14 protein-coding genes and 2 rRNA genes are annotated in these 20,224 nt (G+C 50.0%); 2 read left to right on the forward strand and 14 right to left on the reverse strand.

From position 1 onward, the window contains the following. Positions 1–35: 35 nt before the first annotated feature. The 6 genes from RCA23_RS14415 to RCA23_RS14440 all read right to left on the reverse strand — a co-directional run bounded on the left by RCA23_RS14415 (position 36) and on the right by RCA23_RS14440 (position 5,636). Positions 36–1,436, reverse strand: a complete 1,401-nt coding sequence (locus RCA23_RS14415) for a TRAP transporter large permease (RefSeq protein WP_044050898.1) — start codon at positions 1,434–1,436, stop codon at positions 36–38. After that, complete coding sequence (locus RCA23_RS14420) at positions 1,436–2,065, reverse strand: TRAP transporter small permease subunit (protein WP_044050899.1); 630 nt, start codon at positions 2,063–2,065, stop codon at positions 1,436–1,438. The genes RCA23_RS14415 and RCA23_RS14420 overlap by 1 nt, the downstream gene beginning before the upstream one ends. An 81-nt stretch (positions 2,066–2,146) precedes the next feature. Further along, a complete protein-coding gene (locus RCA23_RS14425; protein WP_044050900.1) occupies positions 2,147–3,163 on the reverse strand; it encodes a C4-dicarboxylate TRAP transporter substrate-binding protein in 1,017 nt (338 codons plus the stop codon). Between the two features lie 124 nt (positions 3,164–3,287). Further along, entirely contained in the window at positions 3,288–3,590 is a 303-nt protein-coding gene (locus RCA23_RS14430) for a substrate-binding domain-containing protein (RefSeq protein WP_044050901.1), read from the reverse strand. A 215-nt stretch (positions 3,591–3,805) separates the two neighbouring features. After that, a complete protein-coding gene (locus RCA23_RS14435; protein WP_201770467.1) occupies positions 3,806–4,558 on the reverse strand; it encodes a sulfite exporter TauE/SafE family protein in 753 nt (250 codons plus the stop codon). Beyond that, a complete protein-coding gene (locus tag RCA23_RS14440; protein ID WP_236631372.1) occupies positions 4,539–5,636 on the reverse strand; it encodes a pyridoxal-phosphate-dependent aminotransferase family protein in 1,098 nt (365 codons plus the stop codon). Before RCA23_RS14440 ends, RCA23_RS14435 begins: the two co-directional genes overlap by 20 nt. A 139-nt stretch (positions 5,637–5,775) precedes the next feature. Here RCA23_RS14440 and RCA23_RS14445 point away from each other — a divergent pair, with 139 nt between their 5' ends. Continuing rightward, entirely contained in the window at positions 5,776–8,589 is a 2,814-nt protein-coding gene (locus RCA23_RS14445) for an FAD-binding and (Fe-S)-binding domain-containing protein (protein ID WP_044050903.1), read from the forward strand. Then, complete coding sequence (locus RCA23_RS14450; protein ID WP_044050904.1) at positions 8,573–9,337, forward strand: sulfite exporter TauE/SafE family protein; 765 nt, start codon at positions 8,573–8,575, stop codon at positions 9,335–9,337. The genes RCA23_RS14445 and RCA23_RS14450 overlap by 17 nt, the downstream gene beginning before the upstream one ends. On the opposite strand, the gene RCA23_RS14455 is transcribed toward RCA23_RS14450, so the two are convergent. From RCA23_RS14455 to RCA23_RS14490, 8 genes are all read right to left on the reverse strand, one after another. Beyond that, positions 9,334–10,824: a class I adenylate-forming enzyme family protein gene (locus tag RCA23_RS14455; RefSeq protein WP_044050905.1), complete on the reverse strand. Its 1,491-nt coding sequence runs from the start codon at positions 10,822–10,824 to the stop codon at positions 9,334–9,336. The genes RCA23_RS14450 and RCA23_RS14455 overlap by 4 nt on opposite strands. Then, the gene (sauS, locus tag RCA23_RS14460; protein ID WP_044050906.1) at positions 10,821–12,206 is read right to left on the reverse strand and encodes an acylating sulfoacetaldehyde dehydrogenase; all 1,386 of its coding nucleotides are present in this window, start codon (positions 12,204–12,206) and stop codon (positions 10,821–10,823) included. The genes RCA23_RS14455 and sauS overlap by 4 nt, the downstream gene beginning before the upstream one ends. Before the next feature lie 31 nt (positions 12,207–12,237). Then, positions 12,238–13,728, reverse strand: coding sequence for a tripartite tricarboxylate transporter permease (locus tag RCA23_RS14465; protein ID WP_044050907.1), 1,491 nt, complete (start codon positions 13,726–13,728; stop codon positions 12,238–12,240). Between the two features lie 6 nt (positions 13,729–13,734). Beyond that, positions 13,735–14,280, reverse strand: coding sequence for a tripartite tricarboxylate transporter TctB family protein (locus tag RCA23_RS14470; protein WP_044050908.1), 546 nt, complete (start codon positions 14,278–14,280; stop codon positions 13,735–13,737). Positions 14,281–14,350: 70 nt separating this feature from the next. After that, the gene (locus RCA23_RS14475; protein ID WP_044050909.1) at positions 14,351–15,364 is read right to left on the reverse strand and encodes a tripartite tricarboxylate transporter substrate binding protein; all 1,014 of its coding nucleotides are present in this window, start codon (positions 15,362–15,364) and stop codon (positions 14,351–14,353) included. A gap of 912 nt (positions 15,365–16,276) precedes the next feature. Next, complete coding sequence (locus tag RCA23_RS14480; protein WP_044051626.1) at positions 16,277–16,588, reverse strand: ETC complex I subunit; 312 nt, start codon at positions 16,586–16,588, stop codon at positions 16,277–16,279. Positions 16,589–16,712: 124 nt separating this feature from the next. Next, positions 16,713–16,827 (reverse strand): 5S ribosomal RNA (rrf, locus tag RCA23_RS14485). A gap of 118 nt (positions 16,828–16,945) precedes the next feature. Then, positions 16,946–19,859, reverse strand: a 23S ribosomal RNA gene (locus tag RCA23_RS14490). Between the last annotated feature and the right edge of the window lie 365 nt (positions 19,860–20,224).

The raw sequence follows: 20,224 nt of genomic DNA on the forward strand, positions 1-20,224 counted from the left end.
GCTGCATCAAAAGAGGCAAGAGAAATTTCGCCGCCCTAACCCACCAAGGACGGCAGCCACAGAACAATTCCCGGAAAGGCGACCAAAAGCGCGATTGTGACACCATCCGCAAGGAAGAAGGGGGTGACGCCTTTGAAGACATCCTGCACCGTCAAATCATCGCGCACGCCTGCGACCACAAAGCAATTGAGGCCGATGGGCGGGGTGATCAGACAGAACTCCGCCATTTTCACCACCAATATCCCAAACCAAATCGCACACATCGTGCCATTCATGCCAAAGGCGCTGTCAGCCGCAGTCACAAATTCACCACCATTGAGTGCCATGACGGCCGGGTAGACCACTGGCAACGTCAAAAGCAACATGCCAATCGCATCCATGAACATGCCCAAAACCGCATAGGCCAAAAGGATGCAGATCAGAATAAGCAAAGGCGCCATGTCCAGGCTGGTAATCCAATCAGAAAACACCCCCGGAAGATCGGCAAATCCCAAGAACCGCACATAAATCAGCACGCCCCAAATGATTGAGAAGATCATCACGGTCAATTTGGCCGTTTCAAGCAGAGCATCTTTCAGCTGAGCCCAGCGCATACCACGGTAGAGCGCCATCAGAAACACGATGAACGCGCCGACGGCGCCACCTTCTGTGGGTGTGCCCCAGGCATCCCCAAAGGGATTGTAAACAAAGAAGATGATAATCACGACCACAGCGACAATCGGCAAAGCCGGTGGCAGGGCTGCAAAACGTTCGCGCCAAGTGAAGCCTGTCACCGGTGGGCCAACGTTTTTGAAGATCACTGCAATACCAATGATGAGCCCGGCATAGACCAAAGCCGAAAAAGCACCGGGAATAAAGCCCGCCAACAGCAGCTTTCCCACATCCTGCTCAACGATAATCGCGTAGATGACCAAAATAGCAGAGGGCGGAATGAGCGACGCCAAAGTCCCGCCAGCCGCCACAACGCCAGCGGCAAATTGCTTATTATAGCCGATTTTCAGCATCTCAGGGATCGCAATCCGCGCAAAAACCGCCGCCGTGGCCACCGATGCACCAGAAACCGCCGCAAAGCCTGCTGTCGCGAAAACCGTAGAGACCGCAAGACCGCCAGGCACCCAAGCGATCCACCGTTTCGCGGCCTCAAAAAGGGCCGTGGTCAACTTGGCATAATAGGCCAAATAGCCGATCAAAATAAACGTCGGAATAAGGCTCAAGGCCTGCGCAGCTATTTTTGAATGCGGCACTTGGCCGGCAATTTTTACGCTAATGGTCAGGGCTTTGCCAAATTTTGCCGGGTCATAGTCAAAGCCGTTCCAGCGCAACCAAAACAAGCCAACAAAGCCCGCAAGACCCGCGGCAAAAGCCACCCGCATACCGATGAAAACCAAAACCAGCATGCCGCCGGTGGTCCATAGACCTATTGAAATAGGATCCATCACTCTTGCTCCGCCAAATGGGCCGCTTCTGCCATGGCCTGTTCTTCAATTGTTAAGATCAAGGGCACAGCCACCGGGCGCTCCAATCCGAGGACCAATGCACGGCCATAGCCAATAATCTGCAAGACGAGCCGCACCGCCAAGAGCGAGAAGGCGACGGGAACCAGAAGTTTGGCCGGCCACATCGGAATGCCGATATCAATCGAGCTGTCACGGCTCCAAAGAGGTTTGGCGAAATCAAAACTGCGGTCAAAATGCGCCCAAGAGCCCCAGATTAGCGCCAAAATAACGACCAAAATCAGCGTCACAGTCAGCAGCTCCAACGCCCAGAGCACCCGGCCTCGCATCTTGCCGATGATCATATCCATACGAATATGACCCCCGAAACGTTGCACATAGGACACTCCCATAAAGGCAATCACCGGCATGGCCGCCTCGATATAGTCGACATAACCATTCAAGGGCTGGTTGAAAAATTTGCGGCCTGAAACAGAGTAAGCCGCGAGAAACATGAGTGAAAATACGGCCAATCCGCTGAATAATGCAAAGATGCGCTCAACTGGCAAAAGTGCGCGATCAGCGCGGCTGAGCCAAGACTCGTCTTGCAGAACAGATGAGGAGGAAGCCATAGCGTCCCTTTCGGGTTAAATTGACAGCGCGTAAAATATCAAAACACCTGCCCCTCTCGAAAAGGGGCAGGTGCGATTGGATTAATTGCCCTTACGGGTGTTTTCCAAAGTGGTCATGACAAGGTCAAACAATTCTTGACCAGGAATGCCCTGCGCTTCCATATCGGCGATCCAAGCCGCACGGATTGGATCGGCGGCTTGTGCGCGGAACGCTGACAATTCGGCATCGCTGATGGTGACTTTTTCAACACCTTTTTCGGCAAGAACGTCATCCCAGCGCTGCAGCAATTTGGCGTAGTTTTCGAGATAATATTCAATCGACTCGTCAACGGATTCATCCAACACAGCGCGGTGCGCATCAGACAGGCTTTCATAGGCATCGATGTTGACGACAACCGGACAGTTCACAGTGCCTGGGTTCAGATTCTCCGTCCACCAATCCGCACGATTGATTGTGCCATAGGACAAATGCGCATGCTGCGCAAAGGCCACGGTGTCCACAACACCCGATTCCATCGCTTGATAGGCTTCGGTTGCTGTCACGGATGTGGGCACACTGCCAACCGATGCGAAAGCTTTGCCCAGACCACCTGTGGCCCGCACGCGCATACCTTCGAAATCCGCTAGGGTCGAACGCGGATCACCAGTGCCAACGATGTTATATTGAGGCATCGGTGAGGTCATAAGCAAACGCGCATTCCATTGTGCCATTTCTTCGGTCGCTGCCGGATGGGCATAGACTGCATGACTAACCGCAACTTCTTCTGCCAAATTTGCAACGCCTAAGAACGGCAGTTCCAAAACAGTCACCACGCGGTTTTTGTCTGGATGATAGCCGGCACAGAATTGCGCCATTTCAAAGGCCCCAATGGAAATCCCATCGAGGTTTTCGCGGTTCTTTGACAGACCGCCGTAGCTAACATTCATCGTGAATTCGCCATTGGTTTTCGCCGAGACCAATTCTGCCAATTTCTCAACATGCTCGGTAAACGCCCGACGCTTGCCCCATACAGAAACATTCCACTCTGTAGCGATGGCCTCGCCAGCAAAGGCAACTGTCAATGCAGCAATGGCCGTCTTCATTCCTAGATTTTTCATAGTATCCTCCCAGATATTAAGCCAAACTTAATTTGGCTTCCGAGAAACGATAGCGCAATAGGCACCCATTGGAAGGGTAGAGTAAGGCTTTTTTGCAAAATTCCATTTTATTTCGCAGAATCTTTCAAGGATCAGAGGGGCGCAAGTCCCGGGCCGGCAAGCAGGTCGCGCGCTCAGCCAAGCTGATCTGACATTTCCGGCGCACCAGCTGCCCCGTGGCTTTCACCCCTTCGGACTGCGCGATCAAACCACACATTTCGCGCCCCGCCAAACTGCCAATTTCTTCGGCAGGAAAATGGATCGTGGTCAGCGCCGGCTCCATCTCCTTACTGCCCTTGAAATCCCCTATCCCCAAAACGGATAAATCTTCTAGCACCCGCAACCCGCGCTGAAATGTGGCATAAATTGCCCCCCTTCCAGCCCGCAAATTATGTGCCTTTTTTCAATAGAGCTTCTGGAACTGGGGTCTCATGTTTGGAGCTTGGTGATGGCGGAGGTGATTGTACTGCTTAACCACACATTGATAGACGCTTGGGCTTGTTTTGAAGTAGCGGAATGTAGACTTTTTTATTATTCAAGGACGAGATAAATTAAACCTGACACTTTCATGCACGTTTAATTTTACCGTGCTGACAAGACAAATTATGACATTAGTAAACCAATACTAATTGTTGCTAGGATCGATAAAATCATTTTTTGAAAAATTTTTTCAGACAATCTTTCACGGATTGCCGCCCCAGCTTTTACGCCGATGAATACGCATAAAACACCCAAGGTAGAAATCACAACATCCGACCCTGTGAACAGCCCCAAATATCCCAACCCAACCATCATGATCAGACTTGAAATTGTAAACGAACAATTCGCGGCCTGAATAAACGCATTCCGGCCTAGGTGCAACGACATCAAAAATGGAACTACTGGCATAACCTGTGAACCAGTTAGCCCGTTTAAAAAACCAGTGCAGATGCCAGAGATAGGAGCAAGCCTGTCTTCTAGTCCACTTGGCAATCGAAGGTCTGGTTTAAGAAATGAAAAACAACACCACATGAGCAAAACAAGACCTAAGATAATCTTGGCCGTGGCCCCATCAGTTCCTGAAAGAACCCACAGACCCAATAACAGACTGGGAATGGTTGCAAGTAGCATTGGCCAAAACCGCAGGATCGTGGATTTAAACTGACCCACTTGGCGCATTACCACAAGATTTGAACAGATCGATGGGATCAACACCAACGAAAGCGCGTCCTTTAAGCCAATCGCGAACACCAAAATTGGTAGGCAGGTCGTTGAAAAACCCAAACCCGTGATGCCCTTTGCCGTGGCGGCAAAAAGGTATGCTGCAAAAATCGTAATGATTTCGACTGTTGTTAAATCAAATGCGGTGATCGGCAAGATATTTCAACGCACTTTGTGCACCACCTGACTGATGAGGCACGCCTGCCCGTATCATGCCCATTTCCACACCACTTAGCGTTCCCATAAGCATCAAATCATTGAAGTCGCCCAAATGACCAATGCGGAAAATTTTATCAGCGACTTTATTTAACCCCGTTCCAAGGGACATATCAAACCCGTCCAATATTTCAGCGCGCAACGCATCGCCCCCCTGTCCATCAGGCATTAATACAGCGGTCAGGCTGTTTGATCGTTCGTCTGGATTTAACGCCAAAATCTCGAACCCCCATGACTCAACTGCTGCGCGGGTCGCTGATGCGTGGCGCTCATGGCGTGCAAATACCTGCTCCAATCCTTCTCCCGCCAACATATCCAAAGCCTCACGCAATCCATAAAGAAGTGTCGTGGCGGGTGTGTATGGGAAATAGCCCGCATCATTCGGCGTCATCATATCGCGCCAATCCCAATAGGAACGGCGATCCCCGCCCGCCTGACAAGCGGCCCAAGCTTTTTCCGAAATGGCATTGAATGACAATCCAGGGGGCAACATCAATCCCTTTTGTGATCCTGCAACGACCACATCGACACCCCACGCGTCTGTTTTGAAATCAATAGAGCCAAGAGATGAAATGGTATCCACCATCATAAGCGCGGGATGCGCTGCACCATCAATCGCAGCGCGTACGGCACCGATATCGGATGTAATACCCGTTGCGGTATCATTGTGAACAACGCAGACAGCCTTAATCTTGTGATCCGTGTCTTTGGCTAATGCATCTGCAATCAAATTCGCGTCTACGCCGCGCCGCCAGTCACCCGCGATAAAGATGGGATCATACCCCAACTTGGTCGCCATGTTTTTCCACAATGTCGAAAACTGACCCGTTTCATACATCAACACCTGATCACCCGGTTGCAACACATTGACCAATGCGGCCTCCCATGCGCCGGAACCAGAGGCGGGATAGATAACAACACGACCTTCTGTTTGGAAAACCGGCTTTAAATCACGCAGCAAACCCAATCCTAATTCTGCGAACTCTGGCCCACGGTGATCAATAACCGATCGATGCATCGCACGCAAAATACGTTCGGGTGTATTGGTGGGTCCGGGAATTTGAAGAAAGTGACGTCCTGATCTCATACTGTTAACCGAAAAAAGTTGCACTACACCGCTACAAAAGTGAATGTGATGACAGGAAAGGTCAAGTGAAATGGCAGACTATGATCGTTTGAAAAAACAAATCGAAGGCGATATTCTGAATTCCTCTTTTGATCGCGGACGCTATGCGACCGATGCCTCGATCTATCAGATCATGCCGAAGGCGGTCATGGTCCCAAAAACATGGCAGGACGTAGAAGCCGCGCTGGATTTTGCCAAGGATGAGGGCATTTCACTGTTGCCACGAGGTGGGGGAACCTCACAATCAGGGCAAACCGTGAATGATGCCTTGGTCATTGATTTCACAAAACATTTAAACAACATACTAGATTATGATGCTGATGCGGGAACAGCCACGGTACAACCTGGGTTGGTTCTAGATAACCTAAATCGTCAATTAAAATCAGATGGATGGTGGTACCCTGTTGATGTGTCGACGGCGTCGCGCGCAACCCTTGGAGGGATGGCGGCCAACAATTCCTGTGGATCGCGTTCGATCCGATATGGCAAGATGCAGGATAATGTGCGCGCTCTGACCGCGATGACCGTTGATGGCACAACACGGCGGTTTGAATATGCGGATACAACACAGTCATTAGATGCGGATATGCGCACGCTTGCCTTACAGGAACAGGATGAAATCACCACACGCTTTCCCAAGGTTCAGCGGCGCGTGGGCGGGTACAACATTGATGCCCTTTTGGGCGATACGCCACATATCGGCCGCCTTTTGGTTGGATCCGAAGGGACACTGGCCCTGACGAAAAGCATTGATTTGAAATTGTCCCCTGTGTTGGGAACAAAAACATTGGGCGTGTGCCATTTCCCCACATTTTACGCGGCAATGGACGCCGCACAGCACATCGTTAAATTGGGCCCCATTGCTGTGGAATTGGTTGATCACAATATGATCCAGTTGGGGCGTGATATCCCACAGTTTCGACCCATCGTTGAAAGTTTCGTCCAAGGAAATCCAGCCGCCCTTCTCTTGGTTGAATTTGCCGAAACACCCGAGGAAAACAAAAGACGCCTCAATGCGCTGGTCGAATTGATGGGCGATCTGGGTTTTTCATGGACGGACAAAAATAAAGCCACAGGTGGTGTGTTGAAGGTTGAGGACCCCACATTCCAAGCACGCATTTGGGGTGTGCGCACGCAAGGATTAAACATCATGATGTCTATGCGCAGCGAAGGAAAGCCCGTGTCCTTTGTCGAGGATTGCGCCGTTCCTCTGGAACATCTGGCCGATTTCACCAGCCAGCTGACAGACGTCTTTCACAATCACGGCACGGACGGCACGTGGTATGCCCATGCCTCGGTCGGGTTGTTGCATGTGCGTCCTGTTTTGAACCTGCGACAGGATTTGGGACTACGTCAGATGCGGGCCATCGCGGAAGAGGCCTTTGATCTTGTCTCAAAATTCAAAGGCTCGCATTCAGGCGAACACGGGGACGGCATCGTACGTTCGGAGTTCCACGAACGGATGTATGGGTCAAAAATGATCCGTATCTTTGAAACAGTGAAAGACCGCTTTGATCCAAACGCGGTATTGAACCCTGGTAAAATAACCCGATCCCCGAAAATGGACGAACGGGCGATTACCCGCTGGCCCAAAAATTATTCCCCACAAACGCCAGATACAGTATTCGACTGGAATGCTTGGCCCGGTGGTTTGGCAGGTGCGGTAGAAATGTGTAACAACAACGGTGCCTGCCGCAAAAGCGTTGGGGGTGTGATGTGTCCATCCTTCCGCGTCACTGGTGCGGAAAAGGACCTGACGCGTGGACGGGCCAATGTGTTGCGTTTGGCATTAACGGGCCAATTGGGGGATGATGCCTTTGCATCCAATGACATGGCAGATGCCATGGCACTTTGTGTGGGATGCAAGGCATGCAAATCAGAATGTCCCATGTCTATCGACATGGCCAAAATGAAAACTGAGGTGCAAAGTGCACGCGCCGCAAAATATGGCGTGCCAATGCGCGAAAAACTGATCGCGGCCCTGCCCCGCATGGCGCCAATTGCGTCCACCTTTTCACCTCTCTCGAACTTTGCGCTCAAATTTGGCTATCTCTTCGGATTTGACAAAACCCGCCGCCTACCAGATTTTCAAAAACCGTATTCAGGGCCTGAAGGCGGTGATGTTTTGTTATTCGCAGATACGTTCAACCGCCATTTCGATCCTGAAACATTACGCGCCGCGGAACGGGTTATTGGCGCCACAGGTAAAACCGTAGGCGTTATATCGGCGCCTGGTCGTCCCCTTTGTTGTGGTCGCACACACCTAAGCACCGGTCAGACCGATCGCGCAAAACAGGAATTGCAGCGCACAACAGATGCATTTCGTGCGGCACTAGATGCTGGCAAAACAATTGTCGGTTTGGAACCATCTTGCACATTGATGTTTCGTGATGAGGCCGTAAACCTGATCCCCGAGTGGACAGAGGCACATGGCGCACAAATCCTGACCTTTGCCGAATATATTATGCAAAACCCACCCGCGGGCTTGGATATGTCGGTACTGGATGTTTTGGTACATGGACACTGCCACCAGAAGGCGATGGGTGTCGCCCAATACACTGTTGATGCGGTGAAAAGTGTACTGGGTGCCAATGCGCAGATGATCGACAGTTCCTGTTGCGGAATGGCCGGGTCCTTCGGCTATCAGGTCGAAACCGCCGAGGTGTCGCGCCAAATGGCTGAATTATCGCTGGCCCCAACAGTGCGCGCGGCCCCCACGGATACAATTGTTTTAGCAGACGGGTTTTCCTGTCGCTGTCAGATCAAAGATGTAACAGAACGTAAGGCGATGAACCTTGCCCTTCTAATGGATAAGGCACTACAAGATAATGTCACAAATTATTGATTTAACATATAATTTTGACCCACTACAAACATTGATCCTAATCGGGATATTTTTGTTTGCAGCCATCGTAAAAGGCTTTTTAGGCATCGGTTTACCTGCCGCTTCAATGGCGTTCTTAACGCTTGTGATGTCCCCAACAGAAGCAATACCGCTATTATGGTTGTCCATTCTAGCTACCAACTCACTGCAGTTTGCCCAAGCACCAAACAAATTGGACATCGCGCGGGAATATTGGCTGTTCGCTTTGGCGATTATGGTGTCGATTTTCGTCACATCTATGTTCATTACGGCCTATCCGACAGCTCTGCTTACAGTGGCGATCGGCATTGCGATGATGCTGTTTTCTTTAAACCTGCTGTTGGGTGTTAAATTGAACATTGGCCCAGGGCGTGGATGGCATTTAGGATTTGGGGTGCTGTCAGGAGTATTGGGCGGGATCAGTTCAATCTGGTCACCCACTGTCGCAATGTATTTGGTGGCACGTGATGTCAGTAAGGAACGATTTATCGGGGCAACAGGATTCTTGTTCTTAGCAGGTGTCTTGCCTTTGGGTGCAGGTCAATTGGTTGCCGGAATCCTAACAGGCCCTGCATTGATCAAATCAAGCCTTGCGTTGATCGTCGTCCTAATTGGATTTCGCATTGGTGAACTACTGCGCCAACGTGTCAGCCAAAAATTATTTCGCAAAGCCGTTTTGATTGCGTTTTTCTTCATGGGTCTGCGCCTGATCATCAACGGCATTACCTAGGAACCATATAACATTTTGTTCAAATATAGGCGCTGGATTTTACCGGATGCTCCTTTGGGCAACTCTGGCAGAATATGTACCTTTTCTGGCGATTTAAATATTCCCAACTTTGCCTCACACAATGCACGTAACTGCTCGGGAGTGGCGTTCGATGTCTCGTTTAAACGCACTGCCGCCTCTACGCGTTCCCCATATTGCGCACAGGGCCGGGCGAATGCGGCGGCCTCAACCACATCGGGATGTTCGTATAGAACCTCGTCGATTTCTCGCGGCGCGATGTTTTCACCGCCCTTGATAATCAACTCTTTCAAACGCCCCGTTACAAAGACATAGCCATCTTCATCCATACGTCCCAAATCCCCCGTGCGCAGCCAATCATCATGAAAGGTGGCCGCAGTGGCATCGGGATTGCGTAAGTATTCTTTCATCACATTGGGACCTTGGATTTGAATTTCACCCTCAACCCCACAGGCACATTCAATACCATTCCCATCAGCAATACGCGCCTGATTGCTGATTGCTTTGCCCGCAGACCCAATTTTATGCAGGCGGGGATCCAATGGGTTAACCAAACATTGTGCTGCCGTTTCCGTCAGGCCCAAAGATTCCACAATACCCAAGCCAAAGCGGTCCTGAAAGGCACGCTGTGTTTCAACCGCGAGCGCCGAGGATGCAGAGCGCACAAAACGCAGGCGGGATTTCAAATCGGCACTTGGCTCTGCCGCTCCATGCAGCAGGTGACTGATGATCGTGGGGACAGCAGAAAACCACGTAATTCCGCCATCTGCGGCCTGTTGCCAAAATTTGCTGGCGGAAAAACGTGATACCATCGCCAAGGATCCACCTGATACCAAACTGCCCATGACGGACACGCACAGACCATTGATATGATAAAAGGGTAAAACCCCCATTCCACGGTCTTGTTCAGTCAATTCATGGGCCACACTGACAGTCCAACCACCTGCCAATAGGCTAGATTGCGTGTGAACGACGCCCTTGGGTCGCCCAGTGGTGCCAGAGGTATACATTAACAATGCATCGTCATCTGAGGAAAGGGGATGCAGGTTTTTCCGCTGATCCGTTGGCGTATATAGTTTCAACCGTTCTGGTTTCACCTGATGGAACACGTCCAATTGTGTTTCATGCACGAAAGCCACCCACGCCGCGGAATGATCCATGGCATAGCCAAGCGCATCCGGCCCTGCGGCTAAATTTAACATCGTAACACGAAACCCACCATAGAGCGCGGCAAACAACGCCTTAACCCCATCATATCCGTTGGGATGCATCACTACGATACTTTCACCTTTGACAATGCCTTGTGCCGTTAGATCAGCCGCCACCATCGCGCAGTGATCGCGTAAATCAGCCCAATTTAGGGTCTGTTCCGTTTCGGGAAAAACAAATGCCGTACCTCCGCGTTCAGCACGGGCGTCAATCCAATCCCTCAGCGTTCCTTGAGGAGGCGTAGTTGTATCAAATCTCATTTCCCAGCAAGGCTCCAATACCCATCAAAGATGTCTTCTAATTTGGGTTCACGCGATGAAATTTCGCGAATAATTTTTGTTGATTGTAGAAAGTGGCGATAGTTCACATTTTCATTCACAGAATTGCCCCCCCATGTGCCACACCCCATCGACAGGGAAAAGGGCATGCCATTAGTGAACGATCCACCCGTCGCAAATGTATGCGCCTGATTAACAATGATCCGACTGGTGGGGATTGCCGTTGCCAAGGTATACGCGCGCTCATCCAATGCAGAATGTAATCCCACCGAATGCCCTGCCCCCTGATAAGCCTGAATTTTATGCGTCATATCCAAAGCAGCGTCAAAATCAGACGCGCAATACAGAGCCAAAACACGGCTAAGTTTTTCGCCAGACAGCGGATGATCCGGACCTATACCTGATGTCGGCACAACCAAAAATTCAGTCCCCTCTGGCACGTCCACATCAAGGGCAGCAATCATTTTATCCGCATCTTGTGCAATGACCGAACGGTTCAAATGCCCATCCGGCCATAGTTTGGATACCAACGCTGCCTCATCCGCATAAAACGCACCACCTGCGCGCGCGAGTGCAGCAATGAAATCATCGTAAACTGCATCCACCACAACAACCGAATTTTCCGAGCTGCAAGAAGTGGCATTATCAAAGCATTTAGACGCCCGAATTTTTGCTGCAGCCCCATCCAAATCTGCGGTTTCATCTACGATCACTGTCACATTTCCAGCGCCTACAGCAACTGCTGGGGTCCCTGCGGTTTGTGCGCGATGCACGTTGTTTTGGCTGCCCGTGCAGACGATCATATCACACTGATCCATCAATGTTTGTGTCTTTTCTTTGGACCCAGGTGTGGGGATCATTTGCACCAGTGCGGGATCCTCGCCAATTTTCGCAAACTCGGCATGGATATATTCAAGCAACAGTTCACAACAGGCTACCCCCTTAGGCGATGGCGCGACCACAATTGAATTGCCGCATTTCAACGCATTGATTATGTTATTAGCAGGTGTAGCCGCAGGGTTTGTTGAGGGCACAATCGCACCCACAACCCCTTTGGGGCGGGCAATTTCCGTAATCCCTGTTTTAGGATCATCCGACATAACACCAAAGGTCACCACATTTTGAATATCCTGCATTAGACCTAATGTTTTACGATGATTTTTAATGATCTTATCAGGAACATTTCCCAGCCCTGTAGTTTCCACGGCCAATTCTGCCAAACGCCGATTGCGGGCGGGTTCCATAATCACCCATGCCACAGCTTGCGCAGCGTGGTCATAGCGCTGCTGCGATCCATTTTTTTCGTACTCTGCCTGTGCGATGCGCGAATGCGCAACAATCGCCTGAACGCCAGTATCCGTCATTCCATAAACTCCGTTTCAGGTTACCCCAGCCTTATGCCTTTGTCTTAATTGAGGTAAACGCGCGGTAGATGTTTGATGCAAGAGTGATTACACCTGCAGCGATCAAAATTGCACAAATTGGACGAGAAAAATACGTGCCCAAATCGTAATGCACCATCTGCATGCCTTGCGCGAAATTTTGTTCGCCAATTTTACCAAGAATCAAACCTAGTACAATTGCAGGGATCGAAAACCCAGAACGGCGCAGCAGATACCCAATAATGCCTGCTAGGAACATTACCATCACATCCAAAACCAAACCACGTCCGATATAAGCCCCTGTTGTGGCCAACATCAAAATAAGCGGTGCCAAGAACTGGAATGGGATTTTCAATAGGTTCAAAATAGTTTTGGTTTCTAAAACACCAATGATCAGGATGGACAAATTGGCGTAGAACATCGCCGCAAACACAATCCAAATCAGATCAGGTGACAGCATAAAAACCAATGGACCAGGTTGCAGATCATGCATTTGGAACACCGCAACCATCATCGCGGTTAATGCGCCTCCCGGCAGACCCAATGCCAACAGCGGGATCATCGCCGCACCCGTTGCCGCGTTGTTTGCGGTTTCTGCGGAAATAACCCCTTCTAGTTTACCCTTGCCAAACTCCTCTGGGTTTTTGGACCACCGCACAGCTTCGCCATAACTCATGAAAGCGGCGAGCGTGGCGCCAATGCCCGGCAGGATGCCACAGAAAAACCCAACTAGGATAGATCGCAGCACAGCGATTTTATGCATCCATAGTTCAATAAAAGATGGAAACGTCATGCTGACTTTGGGTGCCTGGTATTTACCGCTGGCCTTCTTCTCAGCCTGAACAAAGATTTCTGAAACCGCAAAGAACCCCAAGATCGCAGGGATAAACGCAATACCAGCGGCTAAATCAGTCATGCCAAAATTATAACGGTTGATGCCTCCCACCGGATCTTGACCAATGGTTGCGATCAACAATCCGATTAGGACCGACATCCAGCCTTTCCAAATGGTGCGCGCCCCAACGGATGAGGCGACGATTAGACCAAAGAAAACAAGAGCAAAGATTTCAGGCGGGCCAATGTTGCGGATCGCCCAATTTGCTAATGGTTCGGTTGCGGCCATCATAACGAGGGCCGATGCAATGCCCCCAATGGCCGAACACAACACGGCTGCGCCAACAGCCTTTCCCGATTGGCCTTTTTGCGTCATGGGGTAGCCATCAAACGCGGTTGGAGCATTTTCGGCGGATCCAGGAATGTTGAACAAAATTGCAGTAATCGCACCGCCATAGGTCCCAGTACAGTAAATGACCGCAAACAACATAACGCCCTGTGCAGGTTCCAGGCTTGCGGTAAAGGGCAACAAAATCGCCGCAAGTGTCAGCATACTAACCCCGGGGATTGCCCCAAACAACATGCCGCCCACGACGCCAAAGACGAAGATGCCTATCGTGAAGGGATCACCAAAAAGAGCTGCGGAACCCGCTAAAAAATTCTCGATCATTGCGCTTTAAATCCCTTGCAACTTAGCATTCAGTTTCAGCACCCACGCGCTGAAATCATAAAAGGGTGACACATTGCCTTGGGGCAATGGAGCGTTCAAAATCATTAGGAATAGCCCAATGAAAACACAATAAATAAACAGAGTCATGATCAAGATCACCTTCCATCTACGTTCGCCAAAAAACCAGATAATTGCGGCAATGAAAAACGGTGCACTAAAGTAAATGCCAATTGGTTTGAGCAGATAGGCAAATATTAACGGCGTCAGCAGCACGGCTATCATGCGGCGTACAGTTCCGGCCTCACTAAAGTCTGCCTTATCCTCCGATTGGCCCAAAGTTGCCTGTGTCGCGTTGCCATAGCGATAATGGAACCAAAGATTTCCAAGTGTCGCCAATAGTAAAAATCCAACCACAACTCGTGGCCATGCGGTGGCCCCAAAGATATAGATTTCGATAGGTTGATTGAATTCGAATGAAAAGGCGTAAAAAATGCCAGCGATCAACAAAAAAATCGCGGCTTCGATCAGATTACTGAGTGTTAGTCGTCCCACAGTATATTCCCATGCTCGCAGCAGAAAACATGGCGCCAAACGGCGCCATGTTATATTTATTATCTTTTGTTTATTTCACGTCTAGGCCCATGGCTTTGTACACTTCGCGATACTGCTCGATCGAACGGGCAATCAAATCTTTTGCACCGTTAGTATCACGATAGCTGTCAATCACAGTCATGAATTTTGATTCATTGAATGCCTGGTAGCTGTCTTCACAATATCCACGCTGAAAAGCCCACTTTAGCCATTCGACGCGATCTACTGGTGCATCTGCATGTACATAGAATCCCCGAAAACGTAGCAATGGATCAAAATCCATACCCACTTCTCGGTGCGTTGGCGTATCTGCAAACGCGGCTGGGCGTTCATCAAAGATTGTTAGGATTGGTTTAAATTGACCCGCATCAAGGAAGTTGCGCACATCACCAGGCTGCTCAAAAAGGGCGTCCACTTGTCCACCCAACAAGGCGCCGTAACGTGGGGCACCCTTGTCGAATGAGATCTGCTGAATTTTCATGCCACTTGCATCGGTGATAAAGCCCATTGTGACACGCTCCATCGAACCCTCTTTGGATACGTTCGCAATGGTTGCTTTGCCGTTTTGCGCCTTGACCCATTCTACAAAAGATGGCCAATCGCTAAAACGTGTTTCATTTGTGCGGATATACACCTGACTGAATGTCACCTGGCTAACCACCAGTGGGATCAAATCATCTGCTGGGTTTGGCATTGATGAATCCAACGCATGCGCAGAGGACGCGTCATCAATGTGTTCCAAAACGTTATATCCATCTGCTGGCGCCGCCATATAGGCCGTCATACCAACAGTCCCAGAACCGCCTGGTTTGTGATCGCGGTTGATTGGAATGCCAGTCAGTTCAGTCACCGCTTCGGCCATCGCAGCAGCTACCTGCCCTGATCCACCTGCAGGACCATATGGTACGATCATTGTCAAAGCACGCTCTGGAAACCCACCAGGTTTGTCAAAAGATGCTTCACCACGTTTACACTCAAATGCATACGCCGATCCAGCTGCCATCATCGCAGCACAAAGTGCCGCTGTTCCAATAATATTTCTCATTTTTTACCTCCCTTATGGGTGCCGCAACGTAAAATCTTACCCCTAGCTTGCCGAACCGAACCATATGGTTCACATATCAGACAACATCCTCAAAAAGCCCTTTACATCCATGGCACTTAGTCCAGCTTAACTTTTAATTTTTTTCTGTCTATGTTTATTGTATCGCACCAAAATAAGTTTTTTCTAACAGTCTGTTATCAGATTTCTAGCGCGGCAGGTTTGCAGTACCCGCGCAACAATATGTAATCTTGTTCCGCGCCAGGCTCACTGGAACCCGCAGAGGCATTTCTCCAAATTCGCAAAGCACCATAACTAGATGAGAACAACCCACCTGTCCTGGATCGATAAATTGGGGAGGAAACTCTACGCTGATTGCAGTCGTAAGCTACGCCATAAAACAAAACTTATACCTTCCAGTGTTCCAGAAGATAACATGAATGGGGCCCAAACAAAATGAACAAGGCGATGCGCGTAGAGCATCAACACCTTCCCTCGACTAGCAGCCATGATTCTGGGCCAAGCCAATCGCGCAATCTAGCCGTGGATCAAGGATATCGCATCAACTTCATAAAAAGAAAAATCTTTTGCAAAGTCCTGGTGGGGCAGGTCAGAAACTCAAAGCATACTTGAGCTTGACGCTGCTACAACCGACTGTGACGATGTGTGAGAAATGGTACGGTCAGGCCGAATATGAGATTACTCTGAACAACCAAAGTATACGTGAATGGGCGAATCCATAGTGAATTCCTAATCTCGACTGCCCACCTAACGAGAATTACTAAAACCAAACGAAATCTCACCTGTAAAAGTCGAGATAAATAAAATTTTAATATATATTTTATTTAGTTCTACGTTTTTAAGTCCGGCACCAAGGCGCCGGAGGCAGCTTCCTTAACATGGTAAGATGGCAGCCTAATGGGTCCAGACACCACGACGATTTGTTGCGAAATTTTCCCCATAACCGCCAGGACGTATATTTGTTGCCCGCTTTTGCGGTTCCACAATCGTGGCTTGAATACCGTGACGTTCCGCATAGTCCACAGCCGCATCCTTAGTGTCAAACTGCAGACGAACCTGGGTTTGTGTATCGTCGCTGGAAGTCCAACCCATCAAAGGATCAATACGGCGGGCTTCCGAATGTGCAAATTCCAACACCCAAAGTTTGGTTTTGGCCGTCCCTGATGACATAGCTGTCTTGGCGGGCTGGTAGATTCGTGCAAACATGATGTCCTCCATAGCCGCTGTTTTAATGTCTTTCAGCTCCAAGGCAAGCACTTGCTCGCGCCTGGGTATGGGTACTTTAAGCTTATATCTATTGTTATCGTATGAGAGATATTAATCTATCTAGGATTGGCGATGACCTACTCTCCCACAGCTTGAGCTGCAGTACCATCGGCGCGACCATGCTTAACTTCCGAGTTCGGGATGGGATCGGGTGTTTCATTGGCGCTATGATCACCAAACCAAGATAGATTATAGATTGCGTTTTGCAATCAAACTGGTTGTTCCAAGTTAAGTTTATTACGCGGCAATAGTGTATGGCTTTTGGATCTGTATTGGCGTGTCTGCCTTCTACTGGATCAAATCAAGCCTATCGGACCATTAGTACCAGTCAGCTGAACGTGTTACCACGCTTACACCTCTGGCCTATCGACGAGGTGGTCTACCTCGGTCCTCAGGGATACCTTGTTTTGAGGGGGGCTTCCCGCTTAGATGCTTTCAGCGGTTATCCTGTCCGATCATAGCTACCCAGCACTGCCGTAGTCGACAACTGGTCCACCAGTGGATCGTTCACCCCGGTCCTCTCGTACTAGGGGCAACTCCTCTCAAGTATCCTACACCCACGGCAGATAGGGACCGAACTGTCTCACGACGTTCTAAACCCAGCTCACGTACCTCTTTAAACGGCGAACAGCCGTACCCTTGGGACCTGCTCCAGCCCCAGGATGAGATGAGCCGACATCGAGGTGCCAAACGGTGCCGTCGATATGGACTCTTGGGCACCATCAGCCTGTTATCCCCGGCGTACCTTTTATCCGTTGAGCGATGGCCCTTCCACTCGGGACCACCGGATCACTATGGCCGTCTTTCGACTCTGCTCGACTTGTCAGTCTCGCAGTCAGGCTGGCTTCTGCCATTGCACTCAACGAGCGATTTCCGACCGCTCTGAGCCAACCTTCGCGCGCCTCCGTTACGCTTTAGGAGGCGACCGCCCCAGTCAAACTACCCACCATACAGGGTCCTGGATCCGGATAACGGACCGCAGTTAGATAACAAGCAAAACAAGGGTGGTATCTCAAAGGAGGCTCCACAAAAACTGGCGTTTCTGCTTCAAAGCCTACCACCTATTCTGCACATGTTGTGCCTGTTATCAGTGTAAAGTTGTAGTAAAGGTGCACGGGGTCTTTCCGTCTAACCGCGGGAAGCCTGCATCTTGACAGGCAATTCAATTTCACTGAGTCTATGTTGGAGACAGCGGGGAAGTCGTTACGCCATTCGTGCAGGTCGGAACTTACCCGACAAGGAATTTCGCTACCTTAGGACCGTTATAGTTACGGCCGCCGTTTACCTGGGCTTCAATTCGGAGCTCTCACCCCTCCTTTTAACCTTCAGGCACCGGGCAGGCGTCAGACCCTATACGTCGTCTTGCGACTTCGCAGAGCCCTGTGTTTTTAGTAAACAGTCGCCACCCCCTGGTTTGTGCCCCCAGCTTCCAGTTGCCTAGAAACCGGGCCTCCTTCTCGCGAACTTACGGAGGTATTTTGCCGAGTTCCTTCAACATAGTTCTCTCAAGCGCCTTGGTATACTCTACCTATCCACCTGTGTCGGTTTAGGGTACGGTCTGATGGAGGGCTATTTCCAGGAACCACTGAACTGCTGGGGCAACTACGCCTGATCCAACAATCTTTGTGATCCGTCACTTCCTCCTGGCCCAGGAATATTAACCTGGTTCCCATCGCCTACGGCTTTCGCCCTCGGCTTAGGGGCCGGCTTACCCTGCTCAGATTAGCTTTAAGCAGGAACCCTTGGATTTTCGGCGAGGGGGTCTCTCACCCCCTTTGTCGTTACTCATGTCATCATTCTCACTAGTGATCTCTCCACCGGATCCCTCACAGGCCGGCTTCACAGAAAGCTCCTTGCGTCCAGTATTTTACGCGCCTCCACACAGGCTCGAAAGCCTGGGCAGTCCGCTATAAAACGAAGGACGCATGGAACTATGTCACACTACGCTCCGCTACCATGCATTAAATGCATCCGAAGTTTCGGCTCATGGCTTGAGCCCCGTTACATCTTCGCCGCAGGACAACTTAATTAGACCAGTGAGCTGTTACGCTATCTTTAAAAGATGGCTGCTTCTAAGCCAACTTCCTGGTTGTTTTGGTCGTCCCACCTGCTTTCCCACTTAGCCATGAATTAGGGGCCTTAACTGTCGGTCAGGGTTGTTTCCCTTTTCACTACGGGCGTTAGCACCCGCAGTGTGTCTGCCATCTATTACTCCCGGGTATTCGGAGTTTGGTTAGGATCAGTAAGCCTGTGGGGCCCCATTACCCATCCAGTGCTCTACCCCCCGGGGTATTCGGATGACGCTCTACCTAAATAGATTTCGCGGAGAACCAGCTATCTCCGAGTTTGATTGGCCTTTCACCCCTAGGCACAACTCATCCCGATCTTTTTCAACAGATGTGGGTTCGGTCCTCCAGTTGGTGTTACCCAACCTTCAACCTGGTCATGCCTAGATCACTCGGTTTCGGGTCTAATGCATCTAACTCAATCGCCCTATTAAGACTCGCTTTCGCTGCGCCTACACCTAACGGCTTAAGCTTGCTAGATACACTAAGTCGATGACCCATTATACAAAAGGTACGCTGTCAGGCCGCAAGGGCCCTCCAACTGATTGTAGGCGTCCGGTTTCAGAAACTGTTTCACTCCCCTCGTCGGGGTGCTTTTCACCTTTCCCTCACGGTACTGGTTCACTATCGGTCAGTAAGGAGTACTTAGCCTTCGGAGGTGGTCCTCCGATCTTCGAACAGGATTTCACGTGTCCCGCCCTACTTAATACGTCCAATCATGCTTCCTATACGGGACTGTCACCCACTTTGGTTGTGCTTTCCAACACATTCTAGTCACACTCATGGCTCGGCTGGTCCCCGTTCGCTCGCCGCTACTAGGGGAGTATCTAATTGATGTCCTTTCCTCCGGGTACTTAGATGTTTCAGTTCCCCGGGTTTGCTTTTATAACCCTATGTATTCAAGTTATAAATACCTGGTTTACCCTATTATTATGCCCCACCGCATGCAACGCTACCCAAGGGCGAACCCTTAAACGGCACTACAATAAGTAGTATTAATAACAAAGTATCAGGTGGGTTGCCCCATTCGGAAATTTATGGATCAAAGCTTATTCTCAGCTCCCCATAACTTATCGCAGAGTATCACGTCCTTCATCGCCTCTTACTGCCAAGGCATTCACCAAACGCCCTTTTCGCGCTTGATTTGATCCAGAAGAAGACAGGCCTTTTGCGTGTCCTGCCAACATCATCCGAAGATGACTAAATTCTGAACCAAAAGTCATACAAAATTATTCCCATGGGCCCCCGCTGGTTCAAAGAGGGGGCAACATGCGTGCCGCCACTGCCCGGATAGAGCAGCGACGATGAGCAAAACCTTGCGGCTTTACTCAGGTATAATTGTACTTAACTTGGAACAAAATTACTTTGTGAACTGTTGCTATATATGACACCCCAATCAAAAGATAAGATTGCTCCTACCCCTCTCACACGATGCCAAACAACATCACGATACACCTTACGCGGTGCATCAGTAATTCTGATGTTTGTATCTCTCTTTACGATGTCAAGT

Origin of the sequence: Planktomarina temperata RCA23 (genome assembly GCF_000738435.1) — a bacterium.
GTDB lineage: Bacteria > Pseudomonadota > Alphaproteobacteria > Rhodobacterales > Rhodobacteraceae > Planktomarina > Planktomarina temperata.

What these genes read in the sequence shown, in the direction of transcription:
- RCA23_RS14415 (WP_044050898.1), bottom strand. Translation starts at nt 1,436, where the DNA reads ATGGATCCTATTTCAATAGGTCTATGGACCACCGGCGGCATGCTGGTT.
- RCA23_RS14420 (WP_044050899.1), bottom strand. Translation starts at nt 2,065, where the DNA reads ATGGCTTCCTCCTCATCTGTTCTGCAAGACGAGTCTTGGCTCAGCCGC.
- RCA23_RS14425 (WP_044050900.1), bottom strand. Translation starts at nt 3,163, where the DNA reads ATGAAAAATCTAGGAATGAAGACGGCCATTGCTGCATTGACAGTTGCC.
- RCA23_RS14440 (WP_236631372.1), bottom strand. Translation starts at nt 5,636, where the DNA reads ATGCATCGATCGGTTATTGATCACCGTGGGCCAGAGTTCGCAGAATTA.
- RCA23_RS14445 (WP_044050903.1), top strand. Translation starts at nt 5,776, where the DNA reads ATGGCAGACTATGATCGTTTGAAAAAACAAATCGAAGGCGATATTCTG.
- RCA23_RS14450 (WP_044050904.1), top strand. Translation starts at nt 8,573, where the DNA reads ATGTCACAAATTATTGATTTAACATATAATTTTGACCCACTACAAACA.
- RCA23_RS14455 (WP_044050905.1), bottom strand. Translation starts at nt 10,824, where the DNA reads ATGAGATTTGATACAACTACGCCTCCTCAAGGAACGCTGAGGGATTGG.
- sauS (WP_044050906.1), bottom strand. Translation starts at nt 12,206, where the DNA reads ATGACGGATACTGGCGTTCAGGCGATTGTTGCGCATTCGCGCATCGCA.
- RCA23_RS14465 (WP_044050907.1), bottom strand. Translation starts at nt 13,728, where the DNA reads ATGATCGAGAATTTTTTAGCGGGTTCCGCAGCTCTTTTTGGTGATCCC.
- RCA23_RS14475 (WP_044050909.1), bottom strand. Translation starts at nt 15,364, where the DNA reads ATGAGAAATATTATTGGAACAGCGGCACTTTGTGCTGCGATGATGGCA.
- RCA23_RS14480 (WP_044051626.1), bottom strand. Translation starts at nt 16,588, where the DNA reads ATGTTTGCACGAATCTACCAGCCCGCCAAGACAGCTATGTCATCAGGG.